The organism is uncultured Cyclobacterium sp. (assembly GCF_963977555.1).
Lineage (GTDB): Bacteria > Bacteroidota > Bacteroidia > Cytophagales > Cyclobacteriaceae > Cyclobacterium.
Genome location: NZ_CAXBPD010000001.1, coordinates 429,673 through 444,450 on the forward strand (window position 1 = coordinate 429,673; position 14,778 = coordinate 444,450).

12 protein-coding genes are annotated in these 14,778 nt (G+C 36.0%); 5 read left to right on the forward strand and 7 right to left on the reverse strand.

Features of this window, described 5'->3' with window-relative positions:
• Positions 1-263 precede the first annotated feature (263 nt).
• A complete protein-coding gene (locus AAC073_RS01545) occupies positions 264-2,393 on the reverse strand; it encodes a catalase (protein WP_339922069.1) in 2,130 nt (709 codons plus the stop codon).
• Between the two features lie 678 nt (positions 2,394-3,071).
• Between AAC073_RS01545 and AAC073_RS01550 the strand changes: the two genes are divergently transcribed.
• Positions 3,072-4,079: a DNA topoisomerase IB gene (locus AAC073_RS01550; protein WP_339922070.1), complete on the forward strand. Its 1,008-nt coding sequence runs from the start codon at positions 3,072-3,074 to the stop codon at positions 4,077-4,079.
• A 152-nt stretch (positions 4,080-4,231) separates the two neighbouring features.
• Here AAC073_RS01550 and AAC073_RS01555 read toward each other — a convergent pair whose 3' ends face one another.
• On the reverse strand, positions 4,232-5,107 hold the full coding sequence (locus AAC073_RS01555; protein WP_339922071.1) for a DUF808 domain-containing protein: 876 nt from the start codon (positions 5,105-5,107) through the stop codon (positions 4,232-4,234).
• Between the two features lie 231 nt (positions 5,108-5,338).
• On the opposite strand from AAC073_RS01555, the gene AAC073_RS01560 reads away from it, so the two are divergent.
• The 3 genes from AAC073_RS01560 to AAC073_RS01570 all read left to right on the forward strand — a co-directional run bounded on the left by AAC073_RS01560 (position 5,339) and on the right by AAC073_RS01570 (position 6,539).
• Positions 5,339-5,500, forward strand: a complete 162-nt coding sequence (locus AAC073_RS01560; protein ID WP_339922072.1) for a DUF1328 domain-containing protein — start codon at positions 5,339-5,341, stop codon at positions 5,498-5,500.
• A 160-nt stretch (positions 5,501-5,660) separates the two neighbouring features.
• A complete protein-coding gene (locus tag AAC073_RS01565; RefSeq protein ID WP_339922073.1) occupies positions 5,661-6,182 on the forward strand; it encodes a YetF domain-containing protein in 522 nt (173 codons plus the stop codon).
• Positions 6,183-6,281: 99 nt separating this feature from the next.
• Entirely contained in the window at positions 6,282-6,539 is a 258-nt protein-coding gene (locus AAC073_RS01570; protein WP_339922074.1) for a hypothetical protein, read from the forward strand.
• Positions 6,540-6,858: 319 nt separating this feature from the next.
• On the opposite strand, the gene AAC073_RS01575 is transcribed toward AAC073_RS01570, so the two are convergent.
• From AAC073_RS01575 to AAC073_RS01595, 5 genes are all read right to left on the reverse strand, one after another.
• The gene (locus tag AAC073_RS01575; protein ID WP_339922075.1) at positions 6,859-7,311 is read right to left on the reverse strand and encodes a PA2169 family four-helix-bundle protein; all 453 of its coding nucleotides are present in this window, start codon (positions 7,309-7,311) and stop codon (positions 6,859-6,861) included.
• Positions 7,312-7,710: 399 nt separating this feature from the next.
• Positions 7,711-10,260, reverse strand: coding sequence for an ATP-binding protein (locus tag AAC073_RS01580; protein WP_339922076.1), 2,550 nt, complete (start codon positions 10,258-10,260; stop codon positions 7,711-7,713).
• A gap of 372 nt (positions 10,261-10,632) precedes the next feature.
• On the reverse strand, positions 10,633-11,070 hold the full coding sequence (locus AAC073_RS01585; protein WP_339922077.1) for a response regulator: 438 nt from the start codon (positions 11,068-11,070) through the stop codon (positions 10,633-10,635).
• 22 nt (positions 11,071-11,092) lie between these two features.
• Positions 11,093-11,605: a pyridoxamine 5'-phosphate oxidase family protein gene (locus tag AAC073_RS01590; RefSeq protein ID WP_339922078.1), complete on the reverse strand. Its 513-nt coding sequence runs from the start codon at positions 11,603-11,605 to the stop codon at positions 11,093-11,095.
• A gap of 286 nt (positions 11,606-11,891) precedes the next feature.
• Complete coding sequence (locus tag AAC073_RS01595; protein WP_339922079.1) at positions 11,892-12,710, reverse strand: glucose 1-dehydrogenase; 819 nt, start codon at positions 12,708-12,710, stop codon at positions 11,892-11,894.
• Between the two features lie 187 nt (positions 12,711-12,897).
• Between AAC073_RS01595 and AAC073_RS01600 the strand changes: the two genes are divergently transcribed.
• Positions 12,898-14,730, forward strand: coding sequence for an alpha-amylase family glycosyl hydrolase (locus AAC073_RS01600; protein WP_339922080.1), 1,833 nt, complete (start codon positions 12,898-12,900; stop codon positions 14,728-14,730).
• Positions 14,731-14,778 lie beyond the last annotated feature (48 nt).

Consider the following 14,778-nt stretch of genomic DNA (forward strand, 5'->3'; position numbering starts at 1 on the left):
ATCCTTCGAAGTAATGATCACTTGTGTTTACGCTTAGTTTTCCGCTGTTACTCTGCCTCGAACGACTAGGTTAAATGCTTAAAATTTTTTGTAAAGCTTTGCATTGATGGTCTACGATGTTCGCTGTATTATAATTTTTTATTCAATGCCATTCAACTCTTGATTAAATGAAAAAATTTCCTGAATTATCATTTCTATTTGAATTAAAACAGAAATGACAATCCAGGAAATTTTGCCTTTTTGACTTCTAAACCGAAAATAAACTAGACAGGAACTCCTTCTCCTTTCTTCATTCGATCCCAATTTCTATGCTTGGCAATTGCCTTAATAAAGGCATTTGCTTTAGCGTTAATAAGTATCGCTTTATCGTCTTTGAAATCTTTCACATAGGTTTCATCTAAAAACTTCTCCCCTTCCTTGTCTGCAGCAATTGCCTTACAGTGTTTTAAAGCTTCATTAATAAACTTTTTAAACTTTGCAGTTTTCAACAAGGCATCGATAGAGGGTTGTCCGCCAGGTATATAGACTGCATCGTAAAGCACGCTTTCAGTTGTATTAATACTAGCAGTCACAGGATGATCCATATTCGTATCACACTTTATCGTTCCCCCATGTGGTGCCACTATACTAACTGTAGCATTTTCCGCCTCCAAAGCAGTTTTCATGGCATTAAAATCGTCCATACTGAAACCATCCCCAGCCAAAACAGCAACTTTTCGAGTAGCAATACTATCAAATTTAGTATTCGCCTGACTCAGCGGTGCAGATTTATCCAAATAGTTCTTTTTAGGACCAGGTTGATAATCTTCTACATTAGCATCCGCTCCAATGGCTTGATTAATGGGTTGCTCAATTTTATCTGGAATACTCAAACCCAAATCATCCGCTACTTTTTCCGCTAGCTCAGTGTCAATTTGCGCTATCATCCACAGCATTCTCTCTTGAATATGCTTATGGTTACATTTGCCCAATTCAAAAGAATAAGCACTGGCCACATGGCTTTTTTCCCATTCAGCCAAACTTCTATAGAATAGAGCTGGCTGTGAAAAGAAATCTATAAAACTTTCACTTCTGGCCCTAATCTTTTTGCCATCTATTCTCTCCTCATAGGAAGAAAATGCACCTTCAGCGATTTTAGACAAGTGGGGGCATCCTCCACCTAGGGTATTGGGGAAATAAGCCGTTTGTCCCTTAGGTATTTCGGTTTGCATGTGACCGTCACGTTGATTGTGAGCGGTTTTAACTACCGGTTGGTTAATTGGAATTTGATGAAAATTAGGACTTCCCAATCTGGAAAGTTGTGTATCACGATAGGAAAATAAACGTCCCTGAAGCAATGGATCGTTCGAGAAATCGATTCCCGGAACAATATTCCCTGGCAGAAAAGCTACCTGTTCTGTTTCAGCGAAAAAATTCTCTGGATTTCGATTCAAGGTCATTTTACCTATAACCTTAACAGGAACCATTTCTTCCGGTATTAATTTAGTGGCGTCTAAAAGGTCAAAATCATACTTATGTTCATCTGCCTCTGGAACAATTTGAACTCCTAGCTCCCATTCTGGAAACTGACCAGAATCTATAGCATCCCATAGGTCCCTCCTGTGAAAATCAGAATCAGCTCCACTAATTTTTGTTGCCTCATCCCAAGTAATAGAGTGTACACCTAATTTTGGTTTCCAATGAAATTTAACAAAATGGGCCTCGCCTTTTTCATTGATGAGTCTATAGGAATGAATACCAAAACCTTCCATCATTCGAAAGCTTCTTGGAATGGCCCTGTCACTCATCAGCCAAATCTGATTGTGCAGGGTTTCAGGAGTCAATGACACGAAATCGTAAAAGGTATCGTGCGCTGAAGCTGCCTGAGGTATTTCCTTGTTAGGCTCCGGCTTCACCGCATGAATAAGGTCGGGGAACTTCATCGCATCCTGTATGAAAAAGATTGGCATGTTATTACCAACTAAGTCCCATGTTCCTTCTTCAGTATAGAATTTCACTGCAAAACCACGAACATCTCTTGCAAGGTCTGTTGAGCCCTTGGAGCCAGCTACAGTGGAAAACCTTACAAAAACGGAAGTTTTCCGACTAGTATCTGTAAATATCCCCGCTTTGGAATATTCGCTAATACTGTCATAAAGCTCAAAATAACCATGAGCGCCACTCCCTCGAGCATGTACGATTCGCTCTGGAATACGTTCGTGGTCAAAACTGGTGATTTTTTCACGAATGATAAAATCCTCTAGAAGGGTAGATCCTCTTACACCAGCTTTTAACGAATTGTTTGTATCATTTACTTTTACCCCTTGCCTTGTAGTTAATGGCTGGTCAGTAGGGTCCTTTGTGAACTTCTTTAATTGTTCGGCTTTTGTAGTTTGTTGTTCTTTATTTTTCATTACGAGATTGTTTTAAGGGTAAAACTCAAAACCTGCAATCAGCTATCAAATTCGCCAGGAAATAAATTCCTATAAAAATCACGAAACCTTATTGCAAAATCAGAATTGAACAGATCAAATCTAATGCCGTCAAAAGAAAAAGTATAGCCCAAAAGATTTATATATTAGCTCTATCAAAATCTATCATTTGTTTTCATTTAAATAAATCATTAATTATCCAAACAAAATTTAGCATTCAACTTTAGGTATAAGTTATGACTCATTTAAAGGCCTATATTGATTGAAAACCAATAAAGAGAACAAGGTCTATCAATTGGTCAAAACCACTTAATACTACAAGTTATTGAGTAGAATTTAACTTTTATATAAAATAAAATTATTCTGAATATTGGTTTAAATAACACTACCTCAGTCAGCAAATGCTTACCCATTAAAATTGGTTTTTGAAGAAAATTATTTCCTACTCCAACTTTAATCTTGGATTTGAAATACTGGGTTTTGGCCATCAATTTTGTTTGGGACAAAAGTGTCTGAGTTTGAAAGCTTTCGCATGTATAAGGTGAAAAAAGAATTTATTTTAATAAACATAGTCTTCAAGAATGAGTTTCTTATCAAATGAACAGTAAATTCTAGTTTTCAGTAACATAGTGAGGTTTCCAAAGCAGGATTAGCAAGAATATGAAAGCAATAAAAGAAATAGACGATTCAGCGTTATGCATTCATCGAAAAAAATGGGCTAGAGGTTTTAGGTACGTTGACGAGAATGGAAGCACCATTAAAGACCAAAAAAAACTGAAACGTCTAAAAAATTTGGTGATTCCTCCTATGTGGGAGGAGGTGAAGATTTGCAGGTTTGAGGAAGGTCATATACAGGCTACAGGTAGGGATATGAAAGGCCGAAAACAGTATATCTACCACTCAGTGTTCGAGCAAAAATGCCAAGAAGAGAAATTCAATAAAATGGTAAAGTTTGCAATGGCCTTACCCACTATTCGTAAAAAAGCCTATCAGGCTTTAAAGACTAAAGAATGGACCAAAGAAAAAGTTCTAGGGTTAATGGTTTTGATCCTAGATGAATATGGTATCCGGATTGGTAACAAGTTTTACCAAAACAGCAATGATACATTTGGCCTAACGACTTTACGAAGAAAGCACATGAAAATTGAAGGGGAAGCGCTGACCTTTCATTTCAAAGGAAAGAGTAAAATAAATCGTAAAGTGTTAATTGACGATACTGAATTGATCACATTGATCAAGGACTCAGCAGATCTTCCTGGATATGAAATTTTCCGTTATCAGGATGAGAATGGGAACTTTCAAGCAGTGGACAGTGATGAAGTAAACCAATATATTAATGAAAACATGGGGGAAGATTATTCTAGCAAGTACTTTCGAACATGGGCAGCTTGTCGCATGGCTGTAGAATATTACCCTAAAGCTTATGAAGCGTATCAAAAAGCCAAGCGGAAAAAATTCAGTAACATCCTGATAAAAATGGTGGCCTCAGAACTTGGAAACACCCCAACTGTATGTAAAAACTATTACATCCATCCTGAAATTTACAATGAAATTGATCAACAATCCTTACCACAACCCAATCCATTTAAACCAACTAGAAGTGCCTATAAGCTTTCTGCAAGTGAGAGGCTAGCCTTGAAAATAATCGAAAAAGGCTCCTCTAAATAAGTTTTAACAAGGGTTTACCTGTTAGGATTAAAACTAAGTTTAAAAAATTATTTCCATTCGATGCGTAGATAAGTTAAATACCAATCCAATTTCAGAATAGAATTATGAATCTATGGTGAAAACATCCCTGAAGCGGACAAAAGCACTCGTGGTTATTTTTTGAATAGACTTATTATTTTTTTTGCTGCAAATACCAATGGCAATGTAATCGCCCCCACTGCCAATCCTATCAAAAACTCTTTAATGAGTGAAGGCCATGTTGGAATCAAGTGATGAAAGAATTCAACATTGTGCGCAAAGATACCACCAGCTACCAATAGTAGGGCAATCGTCCCGATCACTGACAAACTCCTAATAACAATCGGTAGAGCTTTAACCAACAGCTGACCGAAAAAATCAGATACGCTGTTATCTTCTTCATTGTACGCAATCAATTTTAAACCAAAATCATCCATCCTTATAATCACTGCTACAATTCCATAAACACCAACGGTAGCAATAAGCGCAATTATGGTAACTACAGGAATTTGAATCCAAATTTGCTCTTGAATGACTGTTCCTAACGCAATAATTATAATTTCAACCGATAAAATAAAGTCTGTAATAACTGCTGATTTTATCTTGTCCTTTTCAGTCGCTAAAATTTCGGCTTCGGTTAAATTTTTATTAGGGATTTCACTTTTATGATGTTTGTGGCCTCCTAAAAATTCAAATACCTTTTCTGCCCCTTCATAAGCGAGATAAAACCCTCCAAGCAATAATACAATTGTAATAACCTTTGGCAGGAATGCGCTCAGTAAAAAAGCTGCTGGTAGGATCATTAATTTATTAAAAAAAGAACCTTTAGTGATGGCCCATAGTACTGGAATTTCACGTGAAGCTGTAAAACCTGAAGATTTCTCCGCATTTACTGCCAAGTCATCTCCCAATATACCCGCGGTTTTCTTTGCTGCTACCTTACTCATGGTTGCAACATCATCCATAAGTGTAGCAATGTCGTCTAGTAATGCAAAAAAACCTGAAGCCATATAATATTCGTATTTAAATGTTGTAAAGTAAGTATAAATAATTTTTTTATCGGAATTACTACTGTTCACCTATTATTCAAGGCTTATTGGTAAAAGTAATTTTAATCTCAACCCACAATTTAATACTTGCGTTCCCTTCTTATTGAATAAGGCAAACAAATATTTTATTGAGTTCTTACAAAGATTATCAACAAAGTATCTTAGTCAAAAATAACAACAAACTAATTTAATATGCTTAAGTGGACAATCATATTCGTACTATTAGCAATACTTGCCGCCATGTATGGCTTCGGAGGCTTGGCTGAAGGTGCCGCAGACATTGCCAAAGTATTGTGTTTTGTGTTCGTAGGAATGGTGATCGGATCACTGTTTTCAAATTTCAAACAAGCTTAATCCATAAGCAAAAGAAATTGTATGTCATGCACTATGCGTATCTTCAACCGAATCATCGTAAGCTAAATAATTTGGAGATTGGATTTCCAGTGAATTCACCCCATTTAGAAACCTTCCACTTTGATAGGTAAAAGAATTTTTCTTCTAAAATAAATCCTATATGGAAAGCTTGTTTAAAACCACTTGGACGTCCATAGCCTTAATGGCCATTACTGCCTTAGGAATTTATATTACTGTGATTATGCTAACTAGACTTAGTGGAAAGCGAAGCTTTTCAAAAATGTCGAGTTTCGATTTTGCAATGACAGTAGCAGTAGGATCCATTATTGCAACTACCATTATGTCTTCAACGGTAAATTTGATAGAAGGGATGTTTGGCCTGGCTATCGTTTACCTTTTACAGATTTCAATCGCTTTAGCCAGAAGAAATAAAATGGTAGAGAAAATTGTGGACAATACACCATTATTACTCATGGATGGAGAAAAAATTCTGGATAATAATCTTAGAAAGGCCAGGGTTTCTGAAAGTGACCTCCGCTCAAAATTAAGGGAGGCAAATGTTATCCAATTGTCCCAAGTTAAAGCTGTTGTATTTGAAACTACGGGTGATATATCAGTACTACATACCGATTCAAATCATGCACTCGATTTATGGTTAATGAAGGATGTTAACAGGGATTAAATAAAATATTTAATTTAGTAATAATAAATTTTATTGAATTAAAGAACTAGGTTAAAGGGGTTTATATTTAGATAAATTAAACCCTTAGTATCAAAAACAATGGAGAAGGATAAAAACACCGAAAACTTAGAAAACCATCAGATTATTCAACAACTTGAAAACAGATGGCGAGACATTAGATTTACCTATAGCAAGAGATACCCTGTACTTACAGAAGAGGACATAACCTACAAAAATGGGGAATTTGATGCTATGACTGAACGTATTGCCAATCGTACCAAAAGAACCAAGAAACAAGTTCAGAACGAAATTCAGAATTGGGAGGATGATATCCATTTTAACCCCATAATGGAATAATAAAAGGGTAGTCAAACAAATCCTTAAGGAAACCTAAGGGCTTGTTTGACTTTATTTTTGTGGCCTGTTTAAACCCCGAAATAGGCAATAGACAATCTATTTATTACTGATCCGGCGCTACGGACAAAACCAGCCAATTCGTTACTTTTTTCAATTTCACCATAGTAATGCTATGCTAAACCTCCAAAAAGCCTGATTAACTTACGATTACATCACTTCCCCTCTACACGAGACAGGCTTTTAGAATCCTATTACATATTCCGGGTAGAAAGAAGACTATTTCAACTTTATTTCTACAAACCCTTATTTTAGTTATTTTCTATTCTATTAAATCTTCCAAAGTTTTGATCTGCTCTAGATCAGTTCGAATTTTTATTGCGTGATTTTGGATTATTTGATCTAGCATAATTGGCAGGTGCTGCACGCCCAATAGTTCCTCATATTCTTCAAGTGCTGCCTGATCCCCACGAATAGCTTCCTCTAACATGGCAGCATCATTGTTACCTGCAAAAAATGATTTTGTATCCATCCAAGCACGATGAATTGACCCGGTAAAACTACCCTCAGTGGTCATTTCATCAAAATTGGCCTCCAATTCTCGCTTTAACCTTAAATTAAAATCCCTACGTTCATTCGACCTCTTTAGAAAAAAATTTCTTAAACCTGGATGTTGCGTATTTACGGCAGCCGTTTCATATCCTTTCTCCGCATCTTTATTCTTTTCTAAAATTTCGGCGAGTTGGGCTCTGAGTTTTTTATCTGTTGTTTCCATAATTTATTAAGTTATAAGTTCAATATTGAACAATTTATGGGTAAAAATCGCTTCACCTTAACTTGAAAAAATACTTTTGTAGTTTAAAAAAAACAATGCTTAGTATCCTTTAACCCAAAATAGGCAATAGACTTTCTAATTCGTGCTGATCCGTCACTACGGACAAAATCAGCCATTTCGCTCCTTTTTACAATCTCACCATAGCGATGCTATGCTAAAAATTCCAAATAGCCTGATTTTCTTAGGATTAAAACCCTCCCCGTACAAACAGGACAGGCTTCACGGATCCTATTGCACTATCTAGGTTTAAAATAAAAGGTAATCATCAAACATTTCTTAAAAGAGGGTTGCGATTACTTCACTTATACTTGTATAGTTCAAAAAGTTATAAGCGAGAAATTAGGAATGATTTACAGGTAAAAACATTGTAAAAGTTGTTCCTTTCCCCTCAACGCTTTCTGCCTTAATTGCCCCGCCAAGGTTATTGATATTTTTTTTAACTATGGCCAAGCCAATTCCGGTACCTTCATATTCTTGCTTTCCATGAAGCCTTTGGAATACTTCAAATATTTTCCCTTCCATACCTTTAGGCAACCCAATGCCATTGTCAGTAATGGATATGGCAATGTACTTTTTACTTGAATTCAACCTTAAGATTTGTAATTGATTTGCTGAAACTTCAGAAGCGCTTATAATAATTTCAGGTTGCACACCATGCTTTGCAAATTTAATGGCATTGCTTATTAAATTAGTAAAGATCTGATGCACTTGGAATACAATGGCTTCTATTTTGGGAAGCTTTTCAACTTTTATTTTAGCATTTGATTGCTCAATAGTATTGTTACTATCCTCCAGCACCTGCTCCAAGATATCATTTAGGTCTATTTCCTCATATTTATTTATGTCATCATTTGATCTGGAAAAAGCCAGTAAATCATCAATAAGTTTCCGCATTCTGCTCGCTGAATTTGTGATTTTTTCAAAGTATTTTTTCCCTGTTTCTGAAAACCTTCCTTGCTCATTCTCCATTAATACAGATGTATACATCTGAATCTTCCGTAAAGGCTCCTGTAGATCATGGCTAGATACATAAGCAAATGACTGTAAGCCCTCATTTGCATTTTCAAGTTTAGCTATGGATTCCTGCAATTTTTCATTTGAATCCAATAATTGCTCAGTTCTCAAATCGACCTGACTTTCCAATTCTTTTGTAAAATTTTCTAGTCTATTCCTCGACAAAACCACGTCTGTAACATCAGTAGCTGTAACAATTACTCCAGTAATTGAGTGGTCCACATCAGGAAGAGGCAAATAGTGATAGTCCAGATAGAATGTATTGTCTCTTCCTTCAGAATTGATAATCACCTTAGAAGCCTTGTCTTTAATTGCCAGACCTGTAGTTAAAACCTGATGAAGTTCACCTAGGTATTTTTGTCCATTTAATTCTGGAAATACCTCAGCTAATTTTTTTCCTTCAACCTCTTCCCAACTCCTTCTCCACAAATGGTTTAGCATACGCTTATTGGCCATTTCTATTTTCAAATCTCTTCCCCTCAGGATTGTCATTGCTATAGGGGAATGAAGCATATGGTTTCGAAACTGACTTTCGTTTTCTGCCAAAACAAACTTTGACTTTACGTAATCAGTCACCTCATTGGTTACCAACATCAATTCAGTCACTTCTCCTCTACTAAAAGTGATTGGGTGAATGATGAAATTGAAATAGGTATCTCTTATCCCTCCGTTTCTTTTAATATTGATTTTAACCTCTGTACCGCGAACTGCCTCTTGTTTATTATATACTTCTTCAAAAAAATGGGCTACAGTATCCCTAACTTCAGGCAATGTTTCAAATAAAGGTTCGCCAACAAAATTCTCAACATTCTTGTCCACAAAGTTTAACATTGTACTATTTGCCATCTCGGTCACTAGGGCCTTTCCTTTGAAAATAGCTATACCAACAGGTGCTTTGAATACTATGTCTCTAAAACGCTGTTCCTCCTTTTTTATCTGTGCATTTGCAAGCTTTAATTTCTGTTCATATCGAACCTGCTCGGATACATCTTGCAAGGTGCCATTGAAGCGATAAAATTCTTTGTCATGATTGAAATGTGCTCTTCCTAATGCGCGCACTATTTTGATCTCGTTAGTTCTATGATTCTTAATAGAAAATGTATCGGAAAATCTACTAGCTTTATGTCCTACAAATGCTTTTTGGATGTTATCCATTACTCGAGCTTTATCTTCTGGAACAATTGCCTCGAAAGCAATCTTCAGGGAAACAGTTGTTCCTTTTGGGATACCCAACCAATCTATTAATCGGTCATTCCCTTTAAAAAAATCAATAGCCGGATTATAATCCCAGGTGCCCAACTCAGCCGCATCGATTGCAAAAACCAATTGATTTTCACTCTCTTGCAATTTTTTGAGGTTCAATACTGCATCCGTTGTCTCAATGCAGGTAATTAAAATCCCTTCTGTTTCTTCCTTATCCCCAATCAGAACACTATAACTAAAGGTCCAATATACATCTTCCATTTTCCCATTGCGATAAATGGAAACCAATTGATTTTCATGCCAGGTTGCTACACCAGTCTTCCAAACACTATCTACTTCTTTATATAAAGTTTCAATAAGTTCAGGAAATGCCTCTTCAAATTTTTGACCTACTATAAACGGATGCTTTCCTTCTTTACCAAGGCTAGGCCTATAGGCATCATTGTAAAGACAATAATGCTCTTCTCCCCAAAGTATAAAATTAGGAAAAGCATTTTTGAGCATACTGCTCACAGACATCCTTAAAGCCAAAGGCCATTTTTCAGGAATCCCTAAAGGGTGATTTGTCCAATCCTTTTCACCAATAATCCTACCCATCTCTCCTCCATTTCTCAAAAATTTTGGTGGTGAATGATCCTTTCTAAAATCGTCCTTCATATATATTACTGACATTAATAATTCATCAATTACTTCTGACAAATTCCAAAGCAAAAAACCATTGGCTAATATATAATAAATGCCACAAATCGTTGGTCAGAATTTGAAATTCCATAAGATATAATCGACAAACTTGATTACCAATTACACATATACCTAATCAATAATTACGGAAAAAGTTTCTAACCAGACCAAAAAATACTTCGAAAAAACTACAAATATGTCTTGGTCCAGTATTGTAAAAACTCAAACTTCCTCAATAAAAAGAAGGCTAGTTTATAGGTACTTAAAAACCTAAAAAATAGATCATTGTAACTATTCCTAACAAACTTAAGCCAATTATTTTTTGTTTCAAATGTATCGATTTACCAATGGAAAAAGTGACTATTACAGCATTACAACGAATTGATCCTGAATACTTGGATCAGATTTAGTATCCATTATGGATTTCACTGATTTATTCAGTAATGTTTTCAAATGACTGAAAGAAATAGGTTTTTGTATGTATTGGTTTGCCCCGTTTTCCTTCAATAAATCAACTATACTGTTATTATAGGTAGTTGAATAGATTATAATTTTTATCTCAGAAAATTCCGGAACTTCTCGAATATCGGTAAGACATTCGAATCCATTTTGGAGTGGCATATACAAATCAAGATAGATGGCATCAGGCAATGGATTATTAGCATAAAGTCCCTTCATTAATTCAACGCCATTGTCAAATTGACTCACTAATTTATTCATCGGCAATTTTTCCAAACCTTCCAAGAATATCTCCCTATCATCTCTATCATCATCGGCAATGAATATTCGGATTGGCTCCATTTTAAATTTATCTGTTACTTTGTTAATTACTCAAAGGGATGTTCAAATCACCATGCTCTCCTAAATCTGGTTCATCACCAGTAATGGCACCCATCCCCATCTTCAATAGACTGATGAACTTTCCATTTTCGGTATCCCAATACTGAGCTTCTTTAGGGATTACTTTGATAGCTGTCAGATTAGGATCATCGACTCCATCAAACCAAGCGTCGTCCGCACTTTTATAATACCTTTCCAAAACTGACTTATCTCTATAAATTACCGCCTGACCAAATACTGTCAAAAAGCTCATATTATCCGGCTTGGAGTAAATCAGTTGAACATTATGGTCTTTATTAATATTTTGATTGTGCTCGCTTTCACTACTACTTAAAAACCAGACACATCCATCCCCATCAACATCTTTAGTACTCATTGGAATTAAATGTGGAGGCAAAGAGCTAAGCTTTGTGCCCATCATTACAAAATCTATGTCTTCAGCCAATTCTTTTAATTTGGCTATTGCTTCTTCATTAAATAAGTTTTCTTTGCTCATAATTTAATTTTTATTTACCCTAAATATAAAGCAGATATACCCTTCAGAATGCTACTATTAAATTAGAAATTAACTCTAAAAATTTTTCCATTGGAATACTTAATAGCACTTATTTTTAAGGAGTTATGCATTTTCCCCAATATACACCCTAGAGGTTATGGTCCCCTAAAATATTCGGCATCTTTAAATACCATGTGACATATGATTGAGCATTCAAATCCAACCATATTTATGATTATCAGCATTTTAGAGATCATCATTCTGCTGAACAATACCTATTCAATGCTTACCCATTAGCGGAAAAACCAGGATAACAGGTCATGCCGCCGTCGACAAAAATCGATGTACCATTTATATATTCGGATTCATCAGAGGCCAGCCAGCTTGCCACTTTACCGATATCATCCGGCACCCCTATCCGTTTGTAGGGAATTAGCTTTAGAAGCTGCTCCATCCCTTCTTTCGAACTCCAGACCTCCTTGTTGATTTCGGTTTTAATAGCCCCCGGGGCAATACTGTTGCACCTGATTTTAGAAGATGCATATTCTTGACAAATGCTTTCCATTAATAATAAAACCCCTCCTTTTGAAGCGGCATAGTTTGAGTGACCCGCCCATGGAATTTCTTCATGTACTGAACTTATATGAATGATTTTACCTAGGGATTTTGATACATCAGGACGCATACCTCTTCTTAAAAATTCAATAATGGCTTCCTTTGCACATAAAAATTGTCCTGTTAAATTAACATCAATGACCTTCTTCCAGGCCTCTAGTGGCATCTCATGCAATTTATGATCGATTTGAACGCCAGCATTCGCTACCAAAACATCCACTGTTCCAAAATGGTCTATTGTCTTTTTAAACAAGTTTTTTACGTCCTCTTCCTTGCTTACATCGCCTTTTAGAACGAGTGCCTCTCCACATTCAGCATTATTGTCGATCCAATGGGCCACCTCCTCAGCTTCCGCTTTGCTTTCCCTATAGTTAACCACTACATTAGCCCCTCCACATCCCAGTGATTTTGCAATAGCACTACCTATTCCAGCACTTGAGCCAGTAACAATACAGGTCTGATTTTCAAGTCTTTTAATGTTGTTTTTCATATCCCTAAACAAAATGATTTTTAAAATCAAATTTATATTTAAATTCCAATAATCATTGCTCTTAAAAAGTAAAAAATGGATGCTAAATATTTCGTTTATTTTAATATTTTAGGGGTAATAATTAACTTTTTAGAAGCCAATTATTGTTGAAATTAGGCTTTATTTTACGTAGTTAATCAGAAAAAAAATGGAAGCTACAATAAATAAAAAGGAGACTTTGCTAGACGGGATGGGCGCAGTATCCTCTTCAAATGAAGGAACAACATTCCGTGTATGGGCCCCGAATGCAGAAAATGTATCGGTAGTAGGTGATTTCAATAATTGGGATGAGATGGAGAATCCTATGAATTCGGAACACAATGGATACTGGGCCATTCATATTCCATCAGCCAATGTGGGTGCAGAATACAAGTTTGCCTTAAAATCAAATGGCAACAGTTTGCTAAGAAATGATCCTTACGCACGGCAGATGACCCATAGCAATGGAAATTCAGTAATTGCAAAGAGAGCATTTAATTGGGATGACGAGAATTTTAAAATACCAAGTTTAAATCAATTGGTTATCTATGAAATGCATATCGGTACTTTTCATCAAAAAATCAATTCAGGGGAAGCAAGCATAGGAACATTTAAAAGTGCTATTGAAAAGTTGGGTTACCTAAAAAATCTTGGGATCAATGCAATTGAAATCATGCCAATAGCAGAATTTTCTGGAGGAATTTCCTGGGGTTATAATCCTTCTTCACCTTTCGCCATCGAAACGGACTATGGAAGCCCCGAGGATTTTGCATCCTTTGTAAATGCAGCGCATAAAAATGGTATTGCAGTATTTATGGATGTTGTGTACAACCATTTTGGCTCTACCGATTCGGACCTATGGCAATTCGATGGATGGAGTGAGAATGATAATGGGGGTATTTATTTCTACAATGATTATCGGGCAGAAACTCCTTGGGGGCATTCCAGGCCAGACTATGGAAGGCCTGAAGTTCGTCAGTTCATTAGAGACAATGCTTTAATGTGGCTGGAGGATTACCATTGCGATGGTTTAAGGTGGGATGCTACTTCCTATATTCGTTTTGTAGAAGGAGGAACAGGATACGAAAGGAATGAAATTTTCGAAGGTAAAAAAATGATTCAAGATATTAATGGGGAAATAAAGGCCAAATATCCAGAAAAAATACTTATTGCCGAAGACCTTAATGCAGACACCATAGTTACCCAAGACCAACGCTATGATGGACTAAATTTCAATGCACAATGGGATTCTCATTTCGTACACAAAGTAAAGAATATCCTGGTCCATCAAGAAGATAATTCCCGGAATTTGCAAGAGGTGGTAAATGCATTGACTTTTAAATATAATTACGATGTATTTGAAAGAATTATTTATACAGAATCACATGATGAAGTAGCCAACGGAAGTTCCCGAATACCCGAAGAAATTCAACCTGGGCAGGCTGATGGCGAATTTGCTAAAAAACGGTCCGTACTCGGTGCAACACTGATTTTCACTTCGCCAGGAATTCCCATGATATTTCAAGGGCAGGAATTTCTAGAAGATGGTTTTTTTGATGATAATCAAGGGCTTGACTGGGAGAAGGCAAATCATTTTGGAGGAATTTCAAAATTGTACCAAGACCTGATTCAATTGAGATTGAGTCATGAAAAAAGTCTTCTAGGGCTTCAAGGCCAAGGTATACAAATCATTCATTTTAATCAGGAAGACAATGTTCTTGCCTACCTTAGATTTCATGATGAATACCTTGATAATCCAGTTTTGGTTGTGTTAAATTTTTCAAATCAAAGATTCGAAAATTATGATATAGGGGCTCCATTGGCAGGTTCTTGGAAAACAATTTTTAACAGTAGTTTTTCAGGATATGATGAAGATGCTTTTTATACAGCAAATACTGAATTAACAGTATCAATTGATGACAATTATGACAATCAACCACACAAATTAACATTTACAATTGCTGAATATGCGGCTTTAATTCTAACCAGAAATATTGAATAGATTGGTTAAAATCTTCTAAATGTGTCCTAACCTCCCACATTGTTGGTC

Excerpts from the sequence above, each read along its gene's own strand:
- AAC073_RS01580 (WP_339922076.1), bottom strand. The coding sequence starts at position 10,260 with ATGTCAGTAATATATATGAAGGACGATTTTAGAAAGGATCATTCACCA.
- AAC073_RS01590 (WP_339922078.1), bottom strand. The coding sequence starts at position 11,605 with ATGAGCAAAGAAAACTTATTTAATGAAGAAGCAATAGCCAAATTAAAA.
- AAC073_RS01570 (WP_339922074.1), top strand. The coding sequence starts at position 6,282 with ATGGAGAAGGATAAAAACACCGAAAACTTAGAAAACCATCAGATTATT.
- AAC073_RS01595 (WP_339922079.1), bottom strand. The coding sequence starts at position 12,710 with ATGAAAAACAACATTAAAAGACTTGAAAATCAGACCTGTATTGTTACT.
- AAC073_RS01545 (WP_339922069.1), bottom strand. The coding sequence starts at position 2,393 with ATGAAAAATAAAGAACAACAAACTACAAAAGCCGAACAATTAAAGAAG.
- AAC073_RS01585 (WP_339922077.1), bottom strand. The coding sequence starts at position 11,070 with ATGGAGCCAATCCGAATATTCATTGCCGATGATGATAGAGATGATAGG.
- AAC073_RS01555 (WP_339922071.1), bottom strand. The coding sequence starts at position 5,107 with ATGGCTTCAGGTTTTTTTGCATTACTAGACGACATTGCTACACTTATG.
- AAC073_RS01600 (WP_339922080.1), top strand. The coding sequence starts at position 12,898 with ATGGAAGCTACAATAAATAAAAAGGAGACTTTGCTAGACGGGATGGGC.
- AAC073_RS01575 (WP_339922075.1), bottom strand. The coding sequence starts at position 7,311 with ATGGAAACAACAGATAAAAAACTCAGAGCCCAACTCGCCGAAATTTTA.
- AAC073_RS01565 (WP_339922073.1), top strand. The coding sequence starts at position 5,661 with ATGGAAAGCTTGTTTAAAACCACTTGGACGTCCATAGCCTTAATGGCC.
- AAC073_RS01550 (WP_339922070.1), top strand. The coding sequence starts at position 3,072 with ATGAAAGCAATAAAAGAAATAGACGATTCAGCGTTATGCATTCATCGA.
- AAC073_RS01560 (WP_339922072.1), top strand. The coding sequence starts at position 5,339 with ATGCTTAAGTGGACAATCATATTCGTACTATTAGCAATACTTGCCGCC.